Origin of the sequence: Limimaricola sp. AA108-03 (assembly GCF_050847355.1) — a bacterium.
In the GTDB taxonomy this organism is placed as follows: Bacteria; Pseudomonadota; Alphaproteobacteria; order Rhodobacterales; family Rhodobacteraceae; genus Limimaricola.
The window spans coordinates 196,559-215,272 of the sequence record NZ_CP193756.1; the positions used below are offsets into that span (position 1 = coordinate 196,559).

General features: G+C 64.6%; 13 protein-coding genes and 4 pseudogenes. 11 read left to right on the forward strand and 6 right to left on the reverse strand.

All coding sequences use genetic code 11. The features are described from left to right. Position 1: 1 nt before the first annotated feature. The 3 genes from ACRAQ3_RS16640 to ACRAQ3_RS16650 all read right to left on the reverse strand — a co-directional run bounded on the left by ACRAQ3_RS16640 (position 2) and on the right by ACRAQ3_RS16650 (position 4,679). Positions 2 to 994 carry an ABC transporter permease gene (locus tag ACRAQ3_RS16640; protein ID WP_432256351.1) on the reverse strand — a complete coding sequence of 331 codons (993 nt, stop codon included), beginning with the start codon at positions 992 to 994 and terminating at the stop codon, positions 2 to 4. Next, entirely contained in the window at positions 994 to 2,841 is a 1,848-nt protein-coding gene (locus ACRAQ3_RS16645; protein ID WP_432256352.1) for a dipeptide ABC transporter ATP-binding protein, read from the reverse strand. Before ACRAQ3_RS16645 ends, ACRAQ3_RS16640 begins: the two co-directional genes overlap by 1 nt. Before the next feature lie 89 nt (positions 2,842 to 2,930). Then, the gene (locus ACRAQ3_RS16650; protein ID WP_432256353.1) at positions 2,931 to 4,679 is read right to left on the reverse strand and encodes an ABC transporter substrate-binding protein; all 1,749 of its coding nucleotides are present in this window, start codon (positions 4,677 to 4,679) and stop codon (positions 2,931 to 2,933) included. Between the two features lie 362 nt (positions 4,680 to 5,041). On the opposite strand from ACRAQ3_RS16650, the pseudogene ACRAQ3_RS16655 reads away from it, so the two are divergent. Continuing rightward, positions 5,042 to 5,998: pseudogene (locus ACRAQ3_RS16655) on the forward strand (integrase core domain-containing protein). A 62-nt stretch (positions 5,999 to 6,060) separates the two neighbouring features. On the opposite strand, the pseudogene ACRAQ3_RS16660 reads toward ACRAQ3_RS16655, so the two are convergent. Together ACRAQ3_RS16660 and ACRAQ3_RS16665 are read right to left on the reverse strand one after the other, a co-directional pair. After that, positions 6,061 to 6,227, reverse strand: a pseudogene (locus ACRAQ3_RS16660) (transposase); the annotation flags it as partial. A gap of 43 nt (positions 6,228 to 6,270) precedes the next feature. Further along, on the reverse strand, positions 6,271 to 6,993 hold the full coding sequence (locus ACRAQ3_RS16665; RefSeq protein WP_099275773.1) for a GntR family transcriptional regulator: 723 nt from the start codon (positions 6,991 to 6,993) through the stop codon (positions 6,271 to 6,273). Positions 6,994 to 7,128: 135 nt separating this feature from the next. Here ACRAQ3_RS16665 and ACRAQ3_RS16670 point away from each other — a divergent pair, with 135 nt between their 5' ends. Genes ACRAQ3_RS16670 through ACRAQ3_RS16680 form a run of 3 tightly spaced genes read left to right on the forward strand, consistent with a single transcriptional unit; the run spans position 7,129 to position 10,937 of the window. Continuing rightward, entirely contained in the window at positions 7,129 to 8,376 is a 1,248-nt protein-coding gene (locus tag ACRAQ3_RS16670) for an NAD(P)/FAD-dependent oxidoreductase (RefSeq protein WP_432256354.1), read from the forward strand. Continuing rightward, positions 8,373 to 9,374 (forward strand): 4-hydroxyproline epimerase, encoded by a 1,002-nt coding sequence (locus ACRAQ3_RS16675; protein WP_432256355.1) that lies wholly within the window; start codon positions 8,373 to 8,375, stop codon positions 9,372 to 9,374. Before ACRAQ3_RS16670 ends, ACRAQ3_RS16675 begins: the two co-directional genes overlap by 4 nt. A gap of 51 nt (positions 9,375 to 9,425) precedes the next feature. Then, on the forward strand, positions 9,426 to 10,937 hold the full coding sequence (locus ACRAQ3_RS16680; protein ID WP_432256356.1) for an aldehyde dehydrogenase (NADP(+)): 1,512 nt from the start codon (positions 9,426 to 9,428) through the stop codon (positions 10,935 to 10,937). 390 nt (positions 10,938 to 11,327) lie between these two features. Here the strand turns inward: ACRAQ3_RS16680 and ACRAQ3_RS16685 are convergent. Continuing rightward, positions 11,328 to 12,121 (reverse strand): annotated as a pseudogene (locus ACRAQ3_RS16685) (IS110 family transposase). A gap of 217 nt (positions 12,122 to 12,338) precedes the next feature. Between ACRAQ3_RS16685 and ACRAQ3_RS16690 the strand changes: the two are divergent. From ACRAQ3_RS16690 to ACRAQ3_RS16720, 7 genes and pseudogenes are all read left to right on the forward strand, one after another. Further along, positions 12,339 to 13,145, forward strand: coding sequence for a transporter substrate-binding domain-containing protein (locus tag ACRAQ3_RS16690; RefSeq protein ID WP_432256357.1), 807 nt, complete (start codon positions 12,339 to 12,341; stop codon positions 13,143 to 13,145). Positions 13,146 to 13,207: 62 nt separating this feature from the next. Next, positions 13,208 to 13,873 (forward strand): amino acid ABC transporter permease, encoded by a 666-nt coding sequence (locus ACRAQ3_RS16695; protein WP_099275761.1) that lies wholly within the window; start codon positions 13,208 to 13,210, stop codon positions 13,871 to 13,873. A gap of 15 nt (positions 13,874 to 13,888) precedes the next feature. Next, entirely contained in the window at positions 13,889 to 14,542 is a 654-nt protein-coding gene (locus ACRAQ3_RS16700; protein WP_099275759.1) for an amino acid ABC transporter permease, read from the forward strand. Further along, on the forward strand, positions 14,535 to 15,257 hold the full coding sequence (locus ACRAQ3_RS16705) for an amino acid ABC transporter ATP-binding protein (protein WP_099275757.1): 723 nt from the start codon (positions 14,535 to 14,537) through the stop codon (positions 15,255 to 15,257). Before ACRAQ3_RS16700 ends, ACRAQ3_RS16705 begins: the two co-directional genes overlap by 8 nt. 9 nt (positions 15,258 to 15,266) lie before the next feature. Next, positions 15,267 to 15,454: pseudogene (locus ACRAQ3_RS16710) on the forward strand (FAD-dependent oxidoreductase); the annotation flags it as partial. Positions 15,455 to 15,616: 162 nt separating this feature from the next. Further along, positions 15,617 to 17,290 carry an aconitase X gene (locus tag ACRAQ3_RS16715; protein ID WP_432256358.1) on the forward strand — a complete coding sequence of 558 codons (1,674 nt, stop codon included), beginning with the start codon at positions 15,617 to 15,619 and terminating at the stop codon, positions 17,288 to 17,290. A gap of 103 nt (positions 17,291 to 17,393) precedes the next feature. Continuing rightward, positions 17,394 to 18,422: an IS110 family transposase gene (locus tag ACRAQ3_RS16720; RefSeq protein ID WP_432255594.1), complete on the forward strand. Its 1,029-nt coding sequence runs from the start codon at positions 17,394 to 17,396 to the stop codon at positions 18,420 to 18,422. Positions 18,423 to 18,714: the final 292 nt, after the last annotated feature.

Here is an 18,714-nt window from a genome sequence, read left to right on the forward strand (position 1 = left end):
CTTATCCCTTCGTCAATTTCTTCTTGCGCAGCACCGCGCGGCCGCGTGCGGACGGGTCCAGCGCATCGCGCAACCCGTCGCCCAGAATGTTGAACGCCAGTGTGGAGGCCAGCAGCGCCAGACCGGGGAAAACCACCAGCCACCACGCCACCAGATAGATCGAGTTCGCGCCCGCCTCGGCCAGCATGCCGCCCCAAGACGGTGTCGGTGGCACGATGCCCATCCCCAGATAGGACAGCGTCGCCTCGAACACGATCGCATTCGGGATCAGCATGGTCGTATAGATGATGATCGTGAGCGCGAGGTTCGGCAGAATGTCCCGCAGCAGGATGTAGCCGTGACCCGCACCGAGCGACCGGCTCGCCTGCACGAACTCCCGCCGCACGAGGGATGTCGTCTCTGCGCGGATCACACGGCCGATGGTCGTCCAGCTGAAGAACACGATGACCGAGACCGACAGTGGCAAGGACGGCCCGAACACCGACACCAGCGCCAGCGCGCACAGCAGAAACGGCACGGACATCACCAGATCCATCAGCCGGCCCAGCACCACGTCGACCCAACCGTCGAAGTAGCCAGCGAGCATGCCCACGGTGACGCCAATGGTCGCCGCCAGAAGCGAGGCAAGCACACCCACCAGCAGCGACACCCGCGCGCCATAAGCGATGCGCACTAGAACGTCGCGGCCCAGCTGGTCCCCGCCCAGCAGGAACTCGGCGTTTGGCCCCACGGGCAAGCCCACCGGCGACAAGGCGGTTTCGCGGTATTGCTCGATCGGCCCGTGGCCGGTCCAGGCTTCGACCAGCGGCGCGCCCACGGCAAAGACCACCAGCGCGATGATGAATATAAAGGCGATGACGCTCGCCGGATCGTGGGCCAGTCGCCGGAACGTCAGCGACGCCGACGAGCGCTGCACGACCACCGGCGCGTCCTCGGCCTCGGCGGTTTGGGCTTCGGTGGCGGCTTTCCGGCTGCGGGTCTGGAACTGTCCCATCACACGGCCCCCTGTTGTGGCAAGGTTGCAATCAGCTCCCGATGGTCGGGCGCGGCAGGACGAGGCGGTACATGGGATGCCGCCAGCAGGGTGCGGGTGTAATCCTTACGCGGGGCGGCGAAGATCGTGCCCGCCTCTTCCAGCTCGATGATCCGCCCACCGTTCATCACCGCGATCCGGTCGCACATGTGGCGCACCACGGTCAGGTCGTGGGAAATGAACAGGCTGGTGAGGTTCAGCTCCTCTTGCAGCTCGCGGATCAGGTTGAGGATCTGCGCCTGGATCGAGACATCGAGCGCCGAGACAGGTTCGTCGAAGATCATCAGATCGGGTTTGAGAGCCAGCGCGCGTGCGATGCCGATGCGCTGCCGCTGGCCGCCGGAAAACTCGTTGGGGAAACGGTTGTAGTGTTCCGGGTTCAACCCCACGAGGCCCATGAGCCTCCGTACTTCGTCCTTGAGCGCGCCCCCCTGCGCCAGCCCGTGAATCTTCAGCGGCGCGCCGATGATCGCGCCCACGCGGCGGCGCGGGTTGAGCGAGCCATAGGGGTCCTGAAACACGATCTGCACCCGTTTGCGCAACTCGCGCCACTCCTGTCCCGAAACGTCGGACAGGCGCGAGCCGTCGAAATCCACCTCGCCGCCGGTGGCGGGCTCAAGGCCCGCGACAATCCGCGCAAGGGTGGATTTCCCGCAGCCGGATTCTCCCACGAGACCCAGCGTTTCGCCCCGGATCACGTCCAGATCGATGCCCTTGATGACCTGCAATTCACGGGTACGCGCAAAGCCCGACGCGATGCGGTAGGTCTTGGTCAGCCCCCGGATCGACACCAGCGGAGCGGCCTTGGTTGCATCGGTGGCGCGGTGCGCATGGCTCAGCGCCTCCATATCGTGGGGCACGGGTTCGAAATGGCAAAGTGCCGCGCTACCGTCGGCATATTCGCGCACCGGCGGTGGCGTGCGGCAAATCTCTTGCGCCTGCGGGCAGCGCGGCGCGAAGATGCAGCCCCGGGGCGTGGCCAGCAGGCTGGGCGGGCGTCCGGGGATCGACATCAAGGGCTCATCCGGGCCGGAAATGCCCGGCGAGGACAGCAGCAAGCCTTGGGTGTAGGGATGTGTCGGCGTGCCGAACACGGCGCTGGCGGGGCCGAGCTCCAACCGGTGGCCGGCATAAAGGATCATCACCCGGTCCGCGACCGAAGACAGCAGCCCCAGATCGTGGGTGATCATCACGATGGTCACGCCAAGCTCGTCGCACATCCGCTTGAGCAATTCCATGATCTGCGCCTGCACGGTCACGTCCAGCGCAGTTGTCGGCTCATCGGCGAAGATCAGCGGCGGTTCGAGGATCAGCGCCATGGCGATCATCACGCGCTGACGCATGCCGCCGGAAAACTGGTGCGGGAAATCGTCGAGCCGTGCGGCGGCATTCACGATCCCGACTTTTTCAAGCATCTCTGCCGCACGTCGCCGTGCGTCGGCGTTCGACACGTCCTCATGGGTGTGGATCACCTCGGTGATCTGGCGGCCGATACTATAGTAAGGGTGCAGGCTCGACAACGGGTCCTGAAAGACCATGCCGATCTGGCGCCCGCGCAGGGCCCGCAACTCTTCTTGCGACATCGCCAGAAGGTCCTGCCCCTGAAACAGGCATTCGCCCTCGATCTCCGCCTGCGGCAACAGCCCCATGATCGCCTGGATCAGGACGCTCTTGCCCGATCCGCTTTCCCCGGCGATGCCGAACAGGCTGCCGGCCTCGACCGTGAAGGACAGGTTGCGGGCCGCATGAACGACGCCGTCTTCGGTGGGAATGCGGATGGAGATGTTGCGCGCCTCGATCAACGGCATGGCGGGTCCTTGGGGCTGCTTCGAGGGAAGGGGGAAGAAGAAGAGGCACGCCACAAAGCCTGCGGCGCGCCCCTGTCGATCAGCGCAGATCAGCGATCGAGCCAGACGTTGGTCCAGTCACCATTCGCGCCCAGGGCGTAGGGCTCGAAATTCTCGACCGCGTCGCTGTGATAGACGACCACGTTCTGCGAGATGAACGGCGCCACCGGTGCGTCGGCCATCACGATCTCATCGACCTCACCCCACAGGCGCGCGGCCTCTTCGACAGAGGTGGCGTTGATCGCTTCCTTGGCGCGGGCGTTCGCCTCATCGTTGTTGTAGTCCGTGTAGTTGTAGGTCTGGTGCCGGCCGTCATAGCTAAACTGCGGCTGGAAGACCGAGCGCGCGGCCCCGCCGGCCCAGTCGGGCGACCAGCTCACCGGGGCGATGTCCCATGCGCCGTCGGTCGTGTTCTGCGGGTTGGTCATATACTTGGAATAGTAGTCCGCAGCAGAGACGGGGATCAGCTCGATCTCGATACCGGCCTCGGCGAAGCTCGCCTGCAACGTCTGCGCGATGGCGCTTTCGTTGTTGAGGTTGCGGAACGGCATCTTCAGGCTGATCCCGTCGGGATATCCCGCCTCGGCCAACAGTTCGCGGGCCTTTTCGGGATCGCCCTTGGCATCCTCGGAAGGGTAGAGGTCGAAATCGTGATAGCCCAGCAGACCGGGTCCGAAGATCCCGTTCTGGGGTGCGGCCACGAAGGGCCCGCCCAGCTGCTGCACAACGGCGGCCTTGTTGATCGCATAGTTGAGCGCCTGACGCACCCGCAGATCGGCCAGTGCCCCATCCGCGTTGGAGGACTTGGTGTTGATGAAGATGAAGGCCGTGCGCCCGGTCGAGATCGCGACCAGCTTGTCGTCGCCGGTGGCCTGCAACATCGGGATCAGCGCCGGCGGCACAAGGATGTCGTAGAGCATATCGGCGTCACCGGCCTGGATCTGCTGGATCGCCGCATCGGCCTGAAGCCCGAAGGTCAGCTCGATCTCGTCCACGTAGCCTGCGCGCAGCGGGTCGCTATCAGGATTCCAAGAGGGGTTGCGGACCAGACGGGTCTGCACATCGGGGATATTCTCGGCCAATGTGTAAGGCCCGGACGAGATGAAGTTCTCGCGGTATTCGGGGCTGTCGGGCAGGTAGTCCAGAACCTCTACCGGCGCAGGCGCCGCTGCAGAGAGCGAGAGCATATAGATAAAGTCACCGGCCTCTTCGGTCAGGTTGAACACCACTGTGTCCTCGTCCGGGGTCTCGATGCCGGAGATGTCGTTGTTCTGGATGTAGTCCTTCATGGCCCCGACAGTCGGCTCGACCTCGGCGAAGCCATCACAGAACGTGTCCATGCCTTCGATCAGCGAGACGTAGTAGGTCAGGAACGGCGTGCCGAGCAAGGGGTTGCAGGTCCGCTTGAGGCCGCGTTCGAAATCTTCGGCGACGATGGGGCGGGCGCCGTCGGGCGCGTCCCAAGTGATGCCGTCACGCAGGGTGAAGGTGTAGGTCAGCCCGTCGTTGGACGGCTCCGGCACTTCGGTCGCAAGGTCGGCCTTGGGCGCGATGCGCGCGTCTTCGTCCATCGAGCTTTCGTAGCTGATCAGGGTGCGAGCCGTGGCGCGTACGAAGTTGTTGTCGATCACGGTGGCGACGGTCATCGGGTCCAGCCGGCCCAGATCGCCGGAGCCGAGAATGCGCAGAACGCCGCCATCCTGTCCCTGGGCCAAGGCGGGCATCGCCCCGGCCATTACCAGCGCTACGGCTGTGCTTGCAAAGGCCGCCCGGCGTGCCCCGTCGAAAGACGTGATCATACAATTCTCTCCCTTTATGCTATTATTGTCGACAATGATTATACGAGACGCATATTCTGTCAACCTAACGCGGCGGCGGCGCGATCACGATTGGCCCGCACCCCTTGCCACACAGGCCGCCCCACTTCGGGCCCCCTTGCCAAGCTTCTGTTCTGAAATGGGTTTCGTCGCTTTGCCGGTACGTCGACCTGGCAACTGTTTCCGTCAGGCGCCTAGAAAGCCCCATGGTTTGCGCGCTTTGCATAGAGCGTTAGCGATATTGACGAATTTTCGTCCGATCGCAGTGATGATGACTTTGAGGGGGTCCTCGAAATCCGGACTCACTGCCAGGCTTGTCGCCAAGGATGACGAGGACGAACAGCGTGGCTGGCAAACGGAAGAACTACAGCGCCGAGTTCAAGGCGAAGGTGGCCTTTGAGGCCATACGGGGTGAGGCGACGGTCGCAGAACTGGTGGCGAAGCACGGCATGCATCAAACGGTAATCAATGCCTGGAAGCGCCAAGCGCTCGCGGGCATGGCCGGGATATTCTCTGGCAAGGCCGAAGCGCACGCGGCCCAGAAGGAGCGTCAGATCGAGAAACTTCACACGAAGATCGGGCAGCGCGTGGTTGAGCGCGATTTTTTGGCCAAAGCCCCCGGCCGGTGAGCGTGGCCCGGAGGCGAGAGATGATCGAACCTCGGCACCCCGCCTTGTCCGTCAGTCGACAATGCGCGTTGATCGGCATCAGCCGCTCGGCCTGGTATGGGCTGAGACAGGAGGAGAGCTCGCTGAACCTCGCGCTGATGAAGCTGATCGACGCGCGGTCTACCAGAGGCCACGCACCACCGTGCCCCACCCGGAGCACCGCAGATGGCCTTACCTGCTGCGAGGCAAAGGGGCTTTCTTCATCTCGTCGCGATCATGGATCGGGCGGCGCGCCGCGTTCTGTCCCGGCGGCTGTCAAACACGATGGATGTCGAGTTCCGCATCGAGGCGTCGGAGGACGCGATGCAGCGCCACGGGCTGCCGAAGACCTTCAACTCAGATCAAGGCAGCCAATTCACCAGCCCGCGCTTCACCCAACTCTTGCTGGACGCAACGGTGAAGATCTCGATGGACGGCGGTGGACGCTGGATGGATAACGTCATGATCGAGCGCCTATGGCGGTCCCTGAAATACGACTGCGCCTATCTGAACGCGTTCGAGACCGGCTCGGCGGCCCGGGCGGGTATCGGAAGGTGGATCGATTTCTACAACACTGAGCGGCCTCTCACGGCGCTCGGTGGACGAACACCGGCCGAGGCCCATGCGGGCCTCGGCCTGAAAGCGGCGGCATGATCAACAGGCAAGCTTAGCAGCGCCGCGAACTTGTCCAGGAAATGGGGACCACCTCACACCTCGCGCGACAACATCTCCCAGGGCATGCCGGTCCGCAACACGAACGCGATCCCCCGAAGCGCATCTCGGTCCGGCATCCGAGGGCGCCCCCCTTCGGCTTCGGCGTCTCTTCCGGCAGCAGCGACGCCACCACCGCCCACATCTCATCGGGCACAAGCTCATCTCTCATGGCAAGAGAATCCGCGGGACAGGAATAGGTTTCACCAGGCGTTCTAAAGCGCCAGCCCGGTACTGGTGCGACGGTCGGCGGCGACGTAGGACTGGATTTGTTTCACGATCTGGTCCGCATGGGCCAGGGCAAGGGCGTCTGCCGCCTCTACATCCTGCCGCGCGATCGCGTCGATCAGGCCATCATGTTCGGTTACGTATTCGCGCGGCAATTCATCATTGAATGACGAGTAATACAACCGCAGGATGCGCAACCCGTCATCGAGCAACTGGGCGAACAGGTTGATGTAATACTTGTTCCGGCCCGCTTCGGCGATGCCATAATGAAAGTCGCGGTTGGTCGAGATCATCTCGAGCGCGTCGCTTGAGTCGACGCTGCGCGCGAAGGCGGCCTGCAGCTTACGGATCTTTTCAAGATCGGCCTCTGTCCGGTTTTCCGCCGCCCCCCGTGTGGTGACACGGTACATTAGCGTCAGCGCATCGAAGAAGGCCGGCATGTTGACGAAATCGATCTGCGAGACGACCGTGGCGCGGTTGGTCAGGATCGTTATCAGGTTTTCCGCCGCCAGCCGCACCAGAGCCTCGCGCACGGGGGTGCGCGACATTTCGAACCGTTCGGAAAGCTGCACTTCGTCGATGGGGCTGCCCGGTGCCAGCGTCAGATCAATGATCTCCCGCCGCAGGGTCTCATAGACCACCGCGACGCCGGAACCTCGCTTGCGCCCGTGCTTGCTTTTTGCTCCATTCACGCTACTCGCTGCGCTCATCAATCCGTCCCGTGCAAAACCAGTATCGCTGCCGGTTTTATGCGAGCCCATGGGAAATTGCTAAATGTATTATTTGTGTCGACATAGAAAGTCGGGACCGATAAGACGTGAGGCAATGAGGACGAGAGGTGGCCCATGCGCATAGGGATTGTCGGTGCAGGAGTGATCGGGGTCAGCGTCGCGCAGGCCCTGATGCGCGACGGGCATCACGTCACCCTATTCGACCCCGACGGGGTGGCCCAGGGTGCGTCGCGGGGGAACGCGGGAGCCTTTGCCTTTGCCGACATCATCCCGCTGGCCATCCCGGGCATCTGGAAGCAAGCGCCGAAATGGCTGCTTGATCCTCTGGGCCCGCTTTCGATCCGTCCGGCCTATGCGCTGAAACTCCTGCCGTGGCTGCTGCGGTTTGCCGGGGCCTCGACTCCGCAGCGCTACGCCGCCGCACGGGATGCCCAGACCGCGATGATGCAACTTTCGGCGCAGGCCCTCGACCGGGTGCTCGAGGCCCATGACATGCATGATCTGATCCGTCACGAGGGCCAGCTTCAGCTTTACGACAGCCCGCGCCAACTTGCCGCCGCCAAACCCGGCTGGGACGAACGCGCCGCGGTGGGCATCCGCTTTGAAACCCTCACCTCGCACGAGGCAATCCGCGAGGTGCAGCCCGGCCTCAATCCGCAGTTCACCTCGGCCGTGTTCACCCCCGACTGGTTCAACACCACCGATCCGGAGCTTTGGGTCAAGACCCTGGCCGAACGTGTGGTCGCGGGTGGAGGCGAGATCCTGCAAGCGGCGGTGCGCGGGCTCGACACCAGCGGGCCGGGCGTGACCGTGACGCACGACAACGGTACGGCGCAGTTCGACAAGGTCGTGCTGGCCGCCGGGGCGCAGTCCAACACCCTGCTGCGGCCCCTTGGCCTCAAGCTGCCGCTAGAGACCGAGCGCGGCTACAACACCACATTGCCAGCCAGCGCCTTTGACCTGCGGACGCATCTGACATTCTCGTCCCACGGTTTCGTCGTGACCCGCATCGGCGACGGCCTGCGCGTCGGCGGCGCGGTCGAGCTGGGCGGGCTTGACCTGCCTCCGAACATGAAACGGGCGCAGATCCTGCTCGACAAGGCGCGCGATTTCCTGCCCGAGCTCGACACCACGGGCGGCGTGAAATGGATGGGGTTCCGGCCCTCCATGCCCGACAGCCTGCCGGTGATCGGCGCGGCCCCGCGCCACCCCGATCTGGTGCTGACCTTCGGGCATGGGCATCTGGGGCTGACCCAATCGGCGGGCACCGCCGAACTGGTGGCCGATCTGGTCGCCGGACGCCCCCCTGCCCTTGATCTGACGCCATTCGCGCCACAGCGTTTTCTGAAAGACAGACCATGACCAACCACAGTTTTTCTTGTTTCGACGGCCACACTTGTGGCAACCCCGTGCGACTGGTAGCGGGGGGCGGCCCCCGTCTTGAGGGCGCCAACATGATCGAGAAGCGCGCCCATTTCCTTGCCGACTATGACTGGATCCGCACGGGCCTGATGTTCGAGCCGCGCGGCCACGACATGATGTCCGGCGCGATCCTCTATCCGCCCACGCGCGACGATTGCGACGTGGCGGTGCTGTTCATCGAAACTTCGGGCTGCCTGCCCATGTGCGGCCACGGCACCATTGGCACCGTCACCATGGCGCTGGAAAACGGTCTTGTCACCCCGCGGGAGCCGGGCAAGCTGCGGCTTGACACGCCCGCCGGTCTGGTCACCGTCGAATACCGGCAGGAAGGGCGCTTCGTGGAAGAGGTCCGCCTGACCAATGTGCCGGCCTTCCTCTATGCCGAAGGGCTCGAGGCCGAGGTCGAGGGTCTGGGCAAGGTGACCGTCGACGTGGCCTATGGCGGCAATTTCTATGCCATCGTGGAACCGCAGGAGAATTTCCGCGACATGGCCGATTACACCGCCGGGGAGCTCGTGGGCTACAGCCCCGAGTTGCGCCGCGCCCTGAACGACGCCTACAGGTTCGAACACCCCGAAAACCCCGCCATCAACGGGTTGTCGCACATCCTGTGGACCGGCGCGCCGACGCGGGACGACGCCCATGCTCGAAACGCGGTGTTTTATGGCGACAAGGCGATCGACCGCTCGCCCTGCGGCACCGGCACCTCGGCGCGCATGGCGCATCTGGCGGCGCGGGGTTCATTGACGGTGGGGGATGACTTCGTCCACGAAAGCATCATCGGCAGCCTGTTCAAGGGGCGCGTCGAAGCCGCCGCCAAGGTGGGCGACCGGGATGCGATCATCCCCTCCATCGGAGGTTGGGCGCGTCAGACCGGCATCAACACCATTTTCATCGACGACCGTGACCCCTATGCGCACGGCTTCGTGGTGACCTGAGACGATCGGCCCGCCGGGCCACCCGAAAATCCGACCTAACAGGAGAGATACATGACCTATACGCCCCACGGCAAACACCTGATCGCAGGCGAACAGGTCGACGCAGACGCGCGGTTCACCTCCTCGCCCATCGCGGGTGAGGGCCAGTCCTTCGCCGCTGGCAACTCCGCGCTGATCGACCGCGCCGTACGCGCGGCTGACGCGGCGTTTGTCGACTACGGCAACACCGGCTCCGAAACCCGCGCCCGGTTCCTTGAGACCATCGCCGGCGAGATCGACGCCCGCGGCGCCGAGATCACCGAGATGGGCCACGCCGAAACCGGCCTGCCCACCGCCCGGCTTGAGGGTGAGCGCGGCCGCACCATCGGCCAGTTGCGCATGTTCGCCGAGCACATCCGCAAGGGCGACTACCTTGACCGGCGGCACGACACCGCGCTGCCCGACCGCGAACCACTCCCGCGCCCGGATCTGAAGCTGATCCAGCGTCCCATCGGCCCGGTCGCGGTCTTCGGTGCCTCGAACTTCCCGCTGGCCTTCTCCACCGCCGGGGGCGACACCGCCTCGGCGCTGGCGGCGGGCTGTCCTGTGGTCGTGAAGGGCCACGAAGCGCATCCCGCGACCGCCGAGCTGGTAGCCGACGCGATCACCGCCGCCGTGGCGAAATGCGACCTGCATCCGGGCACTTTCTCGATGGTTCACGGCGGCTCGCTCGAAGTTGGCAAGGCGCTCGTGGAACATCCCCTGATCCGGGCCGCGGGCTTCACCGGTTCCCTGCGCGGGGGCCGCGCGCTCTATGACCTTTGCGCCGCCCGCCCCGAGCCGATCCCCTTCTTCGGCGAGCTCGGCTCCGTGAACCCGATGTTCCTGCTGCCTAACGCCATGTCCGACCGCGCCGCCGCCTTGGGCGAAGGCTGGGCCGGGTCGCTGACCATGGGCGTGGGCCAGTTCTGCACCAGCCCCGGTGTGGTCGTGATGCTGGCCGGGCCCGAGGCCGACGCCTTCATCGCGGCCGCCGCCAAGGCCCTGGACAAGGTCGAAGGCCAAACCATGCTCACCGACGGAATCGCCGAGGCCTACCGCAGCGGCCGGGATGCCGTGGTCGCCACCGGTGCTGTGAGCAGCGTCCTGTCGAAACAGTGCGACGGCCGCACCGCCGCCCCCTCGCTTTTCGTGACCACCGGTGCGGACTGGCGCGCGAACCCCGACCTGTCCCATGAGGTGTTCGGGCCGTTGGGCATCGTCGTACGTGTCACCGATCTGGACGAGATGGAACAGCTTGCCCAAGAGCTCGCCGGGCAGTTGACCTGCACCCTGCACATGGACGACGCCGACACCGACGTGGCCAAGCGGCTTGTCACCATTCTGGAACGCAAGGCCGGACGTCTGCTGGTCAACGGCTTCCCCACGGGTGTGGAAGTCGGTGATGCCATGGTGCACGGCGGCCCCTACCCTGCGACCACCTTCTCGGGCACCTCGGTGGGCACGATGGCGATCCGCCGCTTCCTGCGCCCCGTGAGCTTCCAGAACGTCCCCAACGCGCTGCTGCCCAACGTCTGGGCCTAAGATCACACTCCCCGCGCAGGTGACGTGCTTGCGCGGGGTCGATCCGGCCAAGAACGACTTCCAACTGCACGCTGCGGACCGTGCGGGCCGAGCTGTCACGAAGAAGCGGGTCGCGCGCTCGCTTCCTATCGCTCATGTCGCAGATCGCGCCCTGCGTCGTGGCAATGGAGGCCTGCGCGACCTCACATGTGCGGGTAGCCCCGGTTTTGCGGGCTCATCAAACTACTGCTGCAATCATACGGTCGAATGCGTCCATGTGTCAGGCCTTTTCGCGGGGCGCTTTGCCCTCATGGCCGGTATGGGATCCGCGGGTCAGGCTCAAAACATCAAACCGAGCTCGAAGCTCTCCATGTGACACTGATTGACCCAACCCCGATCTGTCGATCGATTTCATGCAGCTTCAGCTTCTCCCGCTGCTTTCGAGGAGATGGCCCCTGACAGGGGTCCGTGCGCCAGAAGCGGTCCTCCCCGAAACTCTTCATTTCTTGCGATCATGGCCCATAGCATTCGAGCCATCTTGTTTGCCAGTGCAATAGCCGCCAGCATTCTCGGCTTGCGAGCCAGAATGCGCCCCAGCCAGGAGTTCTCTGCGGGCGGCCGGACTTTGCACCCTGAAATCACCGCCATCGCACCGATGATCAGCAAGTGCCGGATATCTCGCTGACCGGATTTGCTCGTGCGCCCGAGCCTTTGCTTGCCACCACTCGAATGCTGCCGTGGCACGAGCCCGAGCCAAGCCGAAAAGTCACGGCCCCGCCGGAAGTTCTCCATCGGTGGCGCGAAGGCAGCCAGGGCCATGGCGGTCACGGGACCAACACCGGGCATCCTCTGCATGCGTGTGGAAAAACGCAATCGCCGACTGGCCACCGATATCTGAGCGTCGATCTCCTCGATGCGCCGAGACAAGTCGGCGATCTGGTCCAGACAAAGTCGCGCCATCTGGCGCATGGGAGCCGGAAGGTCACCCGCACCTCATGGCCGAAACCCATCAAAGTGCGGGCCCAGTGGTGAGCCGTGGCGCACGCCTCCATCGCGACGCGGCAAGGAGGATGTGCCTCCATGAATGCCACGAACTGATCGCGCGACAGCTTCTCTCAAAAGACGACTTCGCCGTCGGTGGTCGCTCCGTGGAGCTGGAACACCTGCTTGGCCAAGTCGACGCCGATGATTGATACGTCCTTCATCATAGCTCAACACTCCTGATCCGATCCGGATCATCGTGGCGCAAGTGCCGTCAGGAGGGGCTACCCAACCCATCATCATCAAGCCCCCCCGAAAATGTCGACAAAAAATTTGCTACATGTATAAATATTGTATTTTACTTGTATTGGTATCTGTAATTATCTGTATCCAGACTCGTCGCCAACAGACGGGCACCTACCCACCAGCAGAGAGCATCAAATGACATTCTACCGTTTTCCCGCAGGCCTTCTGGCCGCGGCTCTGGTTGCCGGCCCGGTTCAAGCGGACAAGCTCGATGACATCATCTCATCGGGCACGCTGCGCTGCGCCGTCGTGCTGGACTTCCCGCCGATGGGCTCGCGCGACGCCAATAACGAGCCGGTCGGTTTCGACGTCGACTACTGCAATGATCTCGCGGCGGCGCTTGGTGTCGAGGCGGAAATCGTGGAAACGCCGTTCCCCGACCGCATCCCGGCCTTGGTATCCGGCCGCGCCGATATCGGCGTAGCCTCGACCTCCGATACGCTCGAACGCGCCAAGACGGTGGGCTTCAGCATCCCCTATTTCGCGTTCACCAACGTCGTTCTCACCCGCGAGGATGCGGGCATCTCGGATTTCGACGCGCTCGAAGGGCGCACAGTGGGATCGGTGGCCGGCACCTACGAGGCGATCGCCCTCGAGGCCGATGTCGAGGAATGGGGGGAAGGCAGCTTCCGGCCGTATCAGAGCCAGGCCGATGTGTTCCTAGCCCTGTCGCAAGGCCAGATCGATGCCACCATTGTCACCTCGACCGTGGCGTCCTCGATTATTGAAAGTGGCAAGTTCGAGGGGCTGACGATCGCCGGGGAGGCGCCCTATGATGTCGATTATGTTGGCCTGATCACGCTGCGTAATGAATACGGCCTTCTCAACTATCTCGATCTCTTCGTGAACCAGCAGGTTCGCACGGGCCGCTATGCGGAACTCTATGAAAAATGGGTCAACGACACGGCGCCCGACCTGGTAATCGAAAAGGTCTATCGCTGAGCCGGATCGGGGACGCCCTTCGAGTGCCCCCGATCCGTTGACCGTTTCGAGCGGAGAGCCCGATGTTCAACTATACCTTTCAGTGGCGGCAGGCCTTCCGCGCCTTGCCAGAGATGCTCGACGGGGCGCTGGTCACACTGCAGATTGCGGTCCTGTCGATGCTCATCGGCATGACGTTCGCCGTGATCCTTGCGGTGGCGCGCAATTCCGCCTCACGCTGGCTGCGCGCGCCGGCCACGGCCTGGGTCGAGGTAGCCCGCAACACGCCGGCGCTGTTCCAAATCTACATGGCGCATTTCGGACTCGGCTCCTTCGGGATCTATCTGAGCCCGTTTGCCGCGCTGCTCGCCGGTATCGCGTTCAACAATGCCGGCTATCTGTCCGAGACCTTCCGCGGTGCGCTGCGCGCGATCCCGGACACGCAGATCCGGGCCGGACGCTCGCTCGGCATGGGACAGGCCCAGGCGTTTCGGCTGATCGTCATGCCGCAGATGCTGCGCATCTCCTTCCTGCCGACAATGAACCAGACGGTCTGGGCAATCCTGATGACATCGCTCGGTGTCACGGTAGGGATGAACACCGACCTCGCCGGCGTCACGCAGGACCTCAACGCGCGCAGCTTCCGCACCTTCGAGTTCTTCGCTCTCGCGGCGGTGATCTATTACGTCATCGCCAAGGCGGTGATGCTGGCGTCGCGGCTCGCCGCATGGCGCATGTTCCGTTACTGACGGGGAGGGGAGAACATGTTCGACACCAGCCTCACTCTCAACGACGTCTGGTTCATGCTGAAAGGGGCGGGGGTCACGCTCGCGGTCACGGCATTCGCGGTGACGGGGGGCACGGTTCTGGGCCTTCTGTTCGGCGTGATCCGCAGCCAGGTCAGGCCATGGATCACCTTGCCGCTCATCTTCGTGCTCGACATCTTCCGCTCGGTGCCGCTGCTGATCCAACTCATTCTCGCCAACGCGCTGCAGGCCATCGCCGGGTTCCAGATTTCGCCCTTCGTCACGTCTTGCATCGTGCTGGCGCTCTATACATCGGCCTATTGCACCGAGATCGTGCGCGGCGCGATCGAGGCGGTGCCCAAGGTGACCCGCCGCGCGGCTCGCTCGCTGGGCATGACATGGGGGCAGGACATGACGCAGATCGTCTTTCCCATGGCGTTGCGCGTCGGCCTGCCGAGCTGGATCGGCCTGACGCTGGGGGTGATGAAGGACAGCGCCCTGATACTCTGGCTGGGTCTGATCGAGTTGCTGCGCGCCTCGCAGATCCTGGTGACGCGGTTGCAGGAGCCGATGTTCATCCTGCTCGTCGCCGGCGCGATCTATTTCGCGCTGAGCTTTCCCATCGCCCGCTTCGGCGCCCATCTCGAAAGACGGTGGCAAGAGAATGATTGAAATCGAAAACGTGCATAAATCCTTCGGCGCCCTGGAGGTGCTCAAGGGCATCGACCTGACCGTCGAGAAAGGCGAGGTCGTCTCCGTGATCGGCGGATCCGGCTCCGGCAAGTCGACCTTGCTGACCTGCATCAACGGGCTGGAGCCGATCAACACGGGCCGGATCGTCGTCGACGGTACCGAGGTGCATGCCGCCTCGACCGATCTGAACCGGCTGCGCCGCAAGATCGGCATCGTGTTTCAGCAGTTCAACGCCTTTCCGCATCTCACGGTGCTGGAGAACGTGACCCTGGCGCTGCGCAAGGTGTTGGGCAAGTCGCGTGGCGAGGCCGAGGAAATCGCGGCGCGCCAGCTCGGCCATGTCGGGCTTGGTGACAAGCTCAAGGTCTATCCCGGTCGCCTGTCGGGCGGACAGCAGCAGCGCATGGCGATCGCGCGCGCGCTGGCGATGTCGCCCGACTACATCCTGTTCGACGAGGTGACCTCCGCGCTCGATCCGCAGCTGGTCGGCGAGGTGCTCGATACGCTCAAGCTGCTGGCCGAGGAGGGCATGACGATGATCTGCGTGACTCACGAGATGAACTTCGCGCGCGACGTCTCGCATCGCGTCGCGTTCTTTCACAAAGGCGTCATGGCCGAGATCGGCGCGCCCGACCAGATCTTCGGCGCGCCCGAGCGGCCCGAAACCCGCGAGTTCCTGTCGAACGTGCGCTGATGGAACGGGATAATCGTCCTCATCGGTGCCGGGGTCGTGGGCCTGTCGATTGCTCTCGCTGCCCAAGCGCGCGGGCTGAAGGTCCGTGTGATCGACCGGGGGGGCGTTCGGCGGGCGCGAGCGCGGGCAATGCCGGGGCCTTCGCCTTCAGCGACGTGCTGCCGCTCGCCTCGTCGCGGGTCCTCCAGCAGGCGCCCTTTTGAAAGCATCATCGGCTCGCTGTTCCGGGGGCGAATCGAGGCTCGGACCGAGCTGGCCGGCCGGCCGCCATCGCGGGCTGAGCGCGGCTGACCGGGTACAATACCATCTTCATCGGCGAACGCATGGCTTCGTCGTCACGTGATCCGGGAGGAGGCATCATGACGCTCTGCATCGTCGCGGGCCGGGCCGAGGCTCCGGTGCTCGTGCTGTCGGAAGGGTTGAGCTTCTGGGGCGGGGTGGACCCGGCCAGCGGCCGGATCATCGATACACATCACCCCCAGCACGGCGAAAGCCTCGCGGGCCGGGTGGTGATGATGCCGACGAGCCGGGGCTCGTGCACCGGCAGCGGCGTGCTGTTGGAGCTGGCGTTGAACGGCCATGCGCCCGCCGCGCTCGTGTTTCGGGATTCCGAGGACATTCTGACGCTGGGCGCGTTGATCGCCTCGCGCATGTTCGGCCAGTCCCTACCGGTGCTGCGGCTCGATGCGGTGGGATATGACGCGCTGTCGCGACAAGGCCGGGTCGGGATCGAGGAAACCCAACTCCGAGCGGGGGATCTGCGCCTGCGGCTCGATCCGGTCGCGCCCGACGGGCTGGAGATGGAGGAGACCGACCGCGCGATGCTGCAGGGTAGCGAAGGCCCGGCCATGCAATTCGCGATGGAAACGGTCTGCACCATGGCCCTCGTGCAGGGCGCGCGCAGCCTCGTCGGGGTGAGCCGTGCCCATATCGACGGCTGCATCTATGCCAGCCCCGCCAATCTGCGCTTCGCCGAGGCGATGCTGGAACAGGGGGCGAAGGTGCGCCTGCCCACGACCATGAACGCCATCTCGGTGGATCGGGGCAATTGGCAAAGCCAGGGCGTGGCGCCCGATTTCGGCGGCCCGGCGGCCCGGCTGGCCGACGCCTATGTGGCGATGGGCGCGCAGCCGAGTTTCACCTGCGCGCCCTATCAGCTCGACGACCGGCCGGCGCGGGGAGAGTTCATCGCCTGGGCCGAGTCGAACGCGGTGATCTATGCCAACAGCGTGATCGGCGCGCGCAGCGTCAAGCATCCCGATTTTCTCGACCTGTGCATCGCCATGACCGGCCGCGCGCCGCTGTCCGGCGTCTATCTCGACGCGGAACGCGTCGCGCGCCGCGTCATCGCGGTCGATCTGCCCCCGGACCATGACGAGGCGCTCTGGCCGATGCTCGGCTATCTCGCCGGCAAACTGTCGCCGGACCGGATCCCGCTGCTCACCGGGCTGGAACATGCGCGGCCGAACGAGGACGACCTGAAGGCGCTCTGCGCGGCCTTCGGCACCAGCTCGGCCGCACCGATGCTGCACGTCGCCGGGCACACGCCCGAGGCGTCCCATGTCGCGCCGGAGGCGGATCGGCTCCAGGTCGGCGCCAAGGAACTCGCGCAGGTCTGGCACCAGTTCAACGCGGCCGAAGAGACGGTCGATCTGGTCGCCTTCGGCAGCCCTCATTTCTCGGCCACCGAATGCCGGCGGGTGGCGAAGCTGCTCGATGGGCGGCGCTGCCTTGAGACGACCGCGACCGTCGTCACCGTGGGTCCCGGCACGTTTGAGGCGATCAAGGAATGCGGCACGTTGTCGACGCTCGAGACGGCGGGTGTTCGGGTCGTCCCCGACATCTGCTGGTGTTCGATCGTCGAGCCGGTGTTTCCGCCGACGGCGCGGGTGCTGATGACCAATTCAGGCAAATACGCCCACTACGCGCCGGGGTTGTCGGGCCGCGGCGTGCGCTTCGGCAGCCTTTCCGAATGCGTGGAGACGGCGCTGAACGGACGCGCCCCAGCCGGTCTGCCGGCATGGCTCGATTGAAACGAAGGAAGGGCCGATGCGCAGGGCGTTGATGATGTGACCGCCCCCCGACGGCATCGATGTGCCAAGGTGGGTTTGCAACAATCCACATTGGAGGGCGGTCATGTCGGACGTTACCACAATCGGTCTGGATCTGGCGAAGAACGTGTTTCAGGTGCATGGAGCTGATGGCTCCGGCAACGCGGTCATTCGCAAGAAGCTGCGCCGGGATCAGGTTCTGTCCTTTTTCAGCCAAGTGCCACCGTGCCTCGTCGCCATGGAAGCCTGTGGCGGTGCCCATTTCTGGGGCCGTGAAATCGGTAGGCTGGGCCACGAGGTGCGGCTGATCCCGCCAGCGTATGTGAAGCCCTTTGTCAAACGCCAAAAGAACGATGCGGCCGATGCCGAGGCGATCTGCGAGGCGGCGCAGCGCCCGTCGATGCGTTTTGTGCCGGTGAAGAGTGAAGCGACCCAGGGTGCGGCCATGGTCTTCCGCGTCCGGGAGCTTCTGATCCGGCAGCGCACCCAAGCGATCAACGCCCTGCGGGGCCACTTAGCCGAGTTCGGGGCTGTGGTGTCACAAGGGGCCGCCAACGCCGCGCGCCTGGTGGCGCTTGTGGAGGACCGGGACAGTGGCTTGCCGGACGATGCACGAGGCACCTTGGAAGTTCTGGTCGGAACGCTGGCCCAGCTCGACGCTCAGATCGGGAAGCTCGACGCAGAGATTGCCCGCCGCGCCAAGGAGAACGACGTCGCGCGACGGCTGATGACGGTCCCGGGCATTGGCCCGCTGATCGCCACGGCGATTGCGGTTCTGGCGCCCCCGCCAGAGACGTTCCGAAGGGGTCGGGACTTTGCCGCCTGGCTCGGCTTGGTGCCGCGACAGCATTCGACGGGCGGCAAGCAGCGTCTGGGTGCCACCACGAAGATGGGGGAGCGGTCCTTGCGACGTCTTCTCATCATCGGTGCCAATAGCGTCGTCATCAAACGACACGTCCACAAGGAGGCGCAGCCGGGCACCTGGCTGGGCGGCCTGCTGTCGCGCAAGCCGCCGATGTTGGTGCGGGTGGCGCTGGCCAACAAGATGGCGCGGATCGTCTGGGCCTTGATGGCTCGAGGCGGCGTCTACAGGTCTCCGGTCGCGATGGCGTAAGCCAGCGTCGGCCGCGAGCGCGTCGGAGCGAAAGAGGGCAAGGAGTTGTATGGCGCAACGGTCGTGAGACGGGATCGGGAAAACCAGTGTGCAACAGAGTGCCTTCGAGCACGCGGCGTTGATTTGGATCCGACCTGCGCACACCATACGGGCCTGCGGCATGTATGGCCGCATCAGAGGCCGGACACATGTCAGCACCCGACGACGCGCCAAGATCAGCTCTGAATATACCTCTTGCGCTTGGGGCGGTTACACATGTTGCAGAACTCCCCGCCTGCCGGTTCACACAACG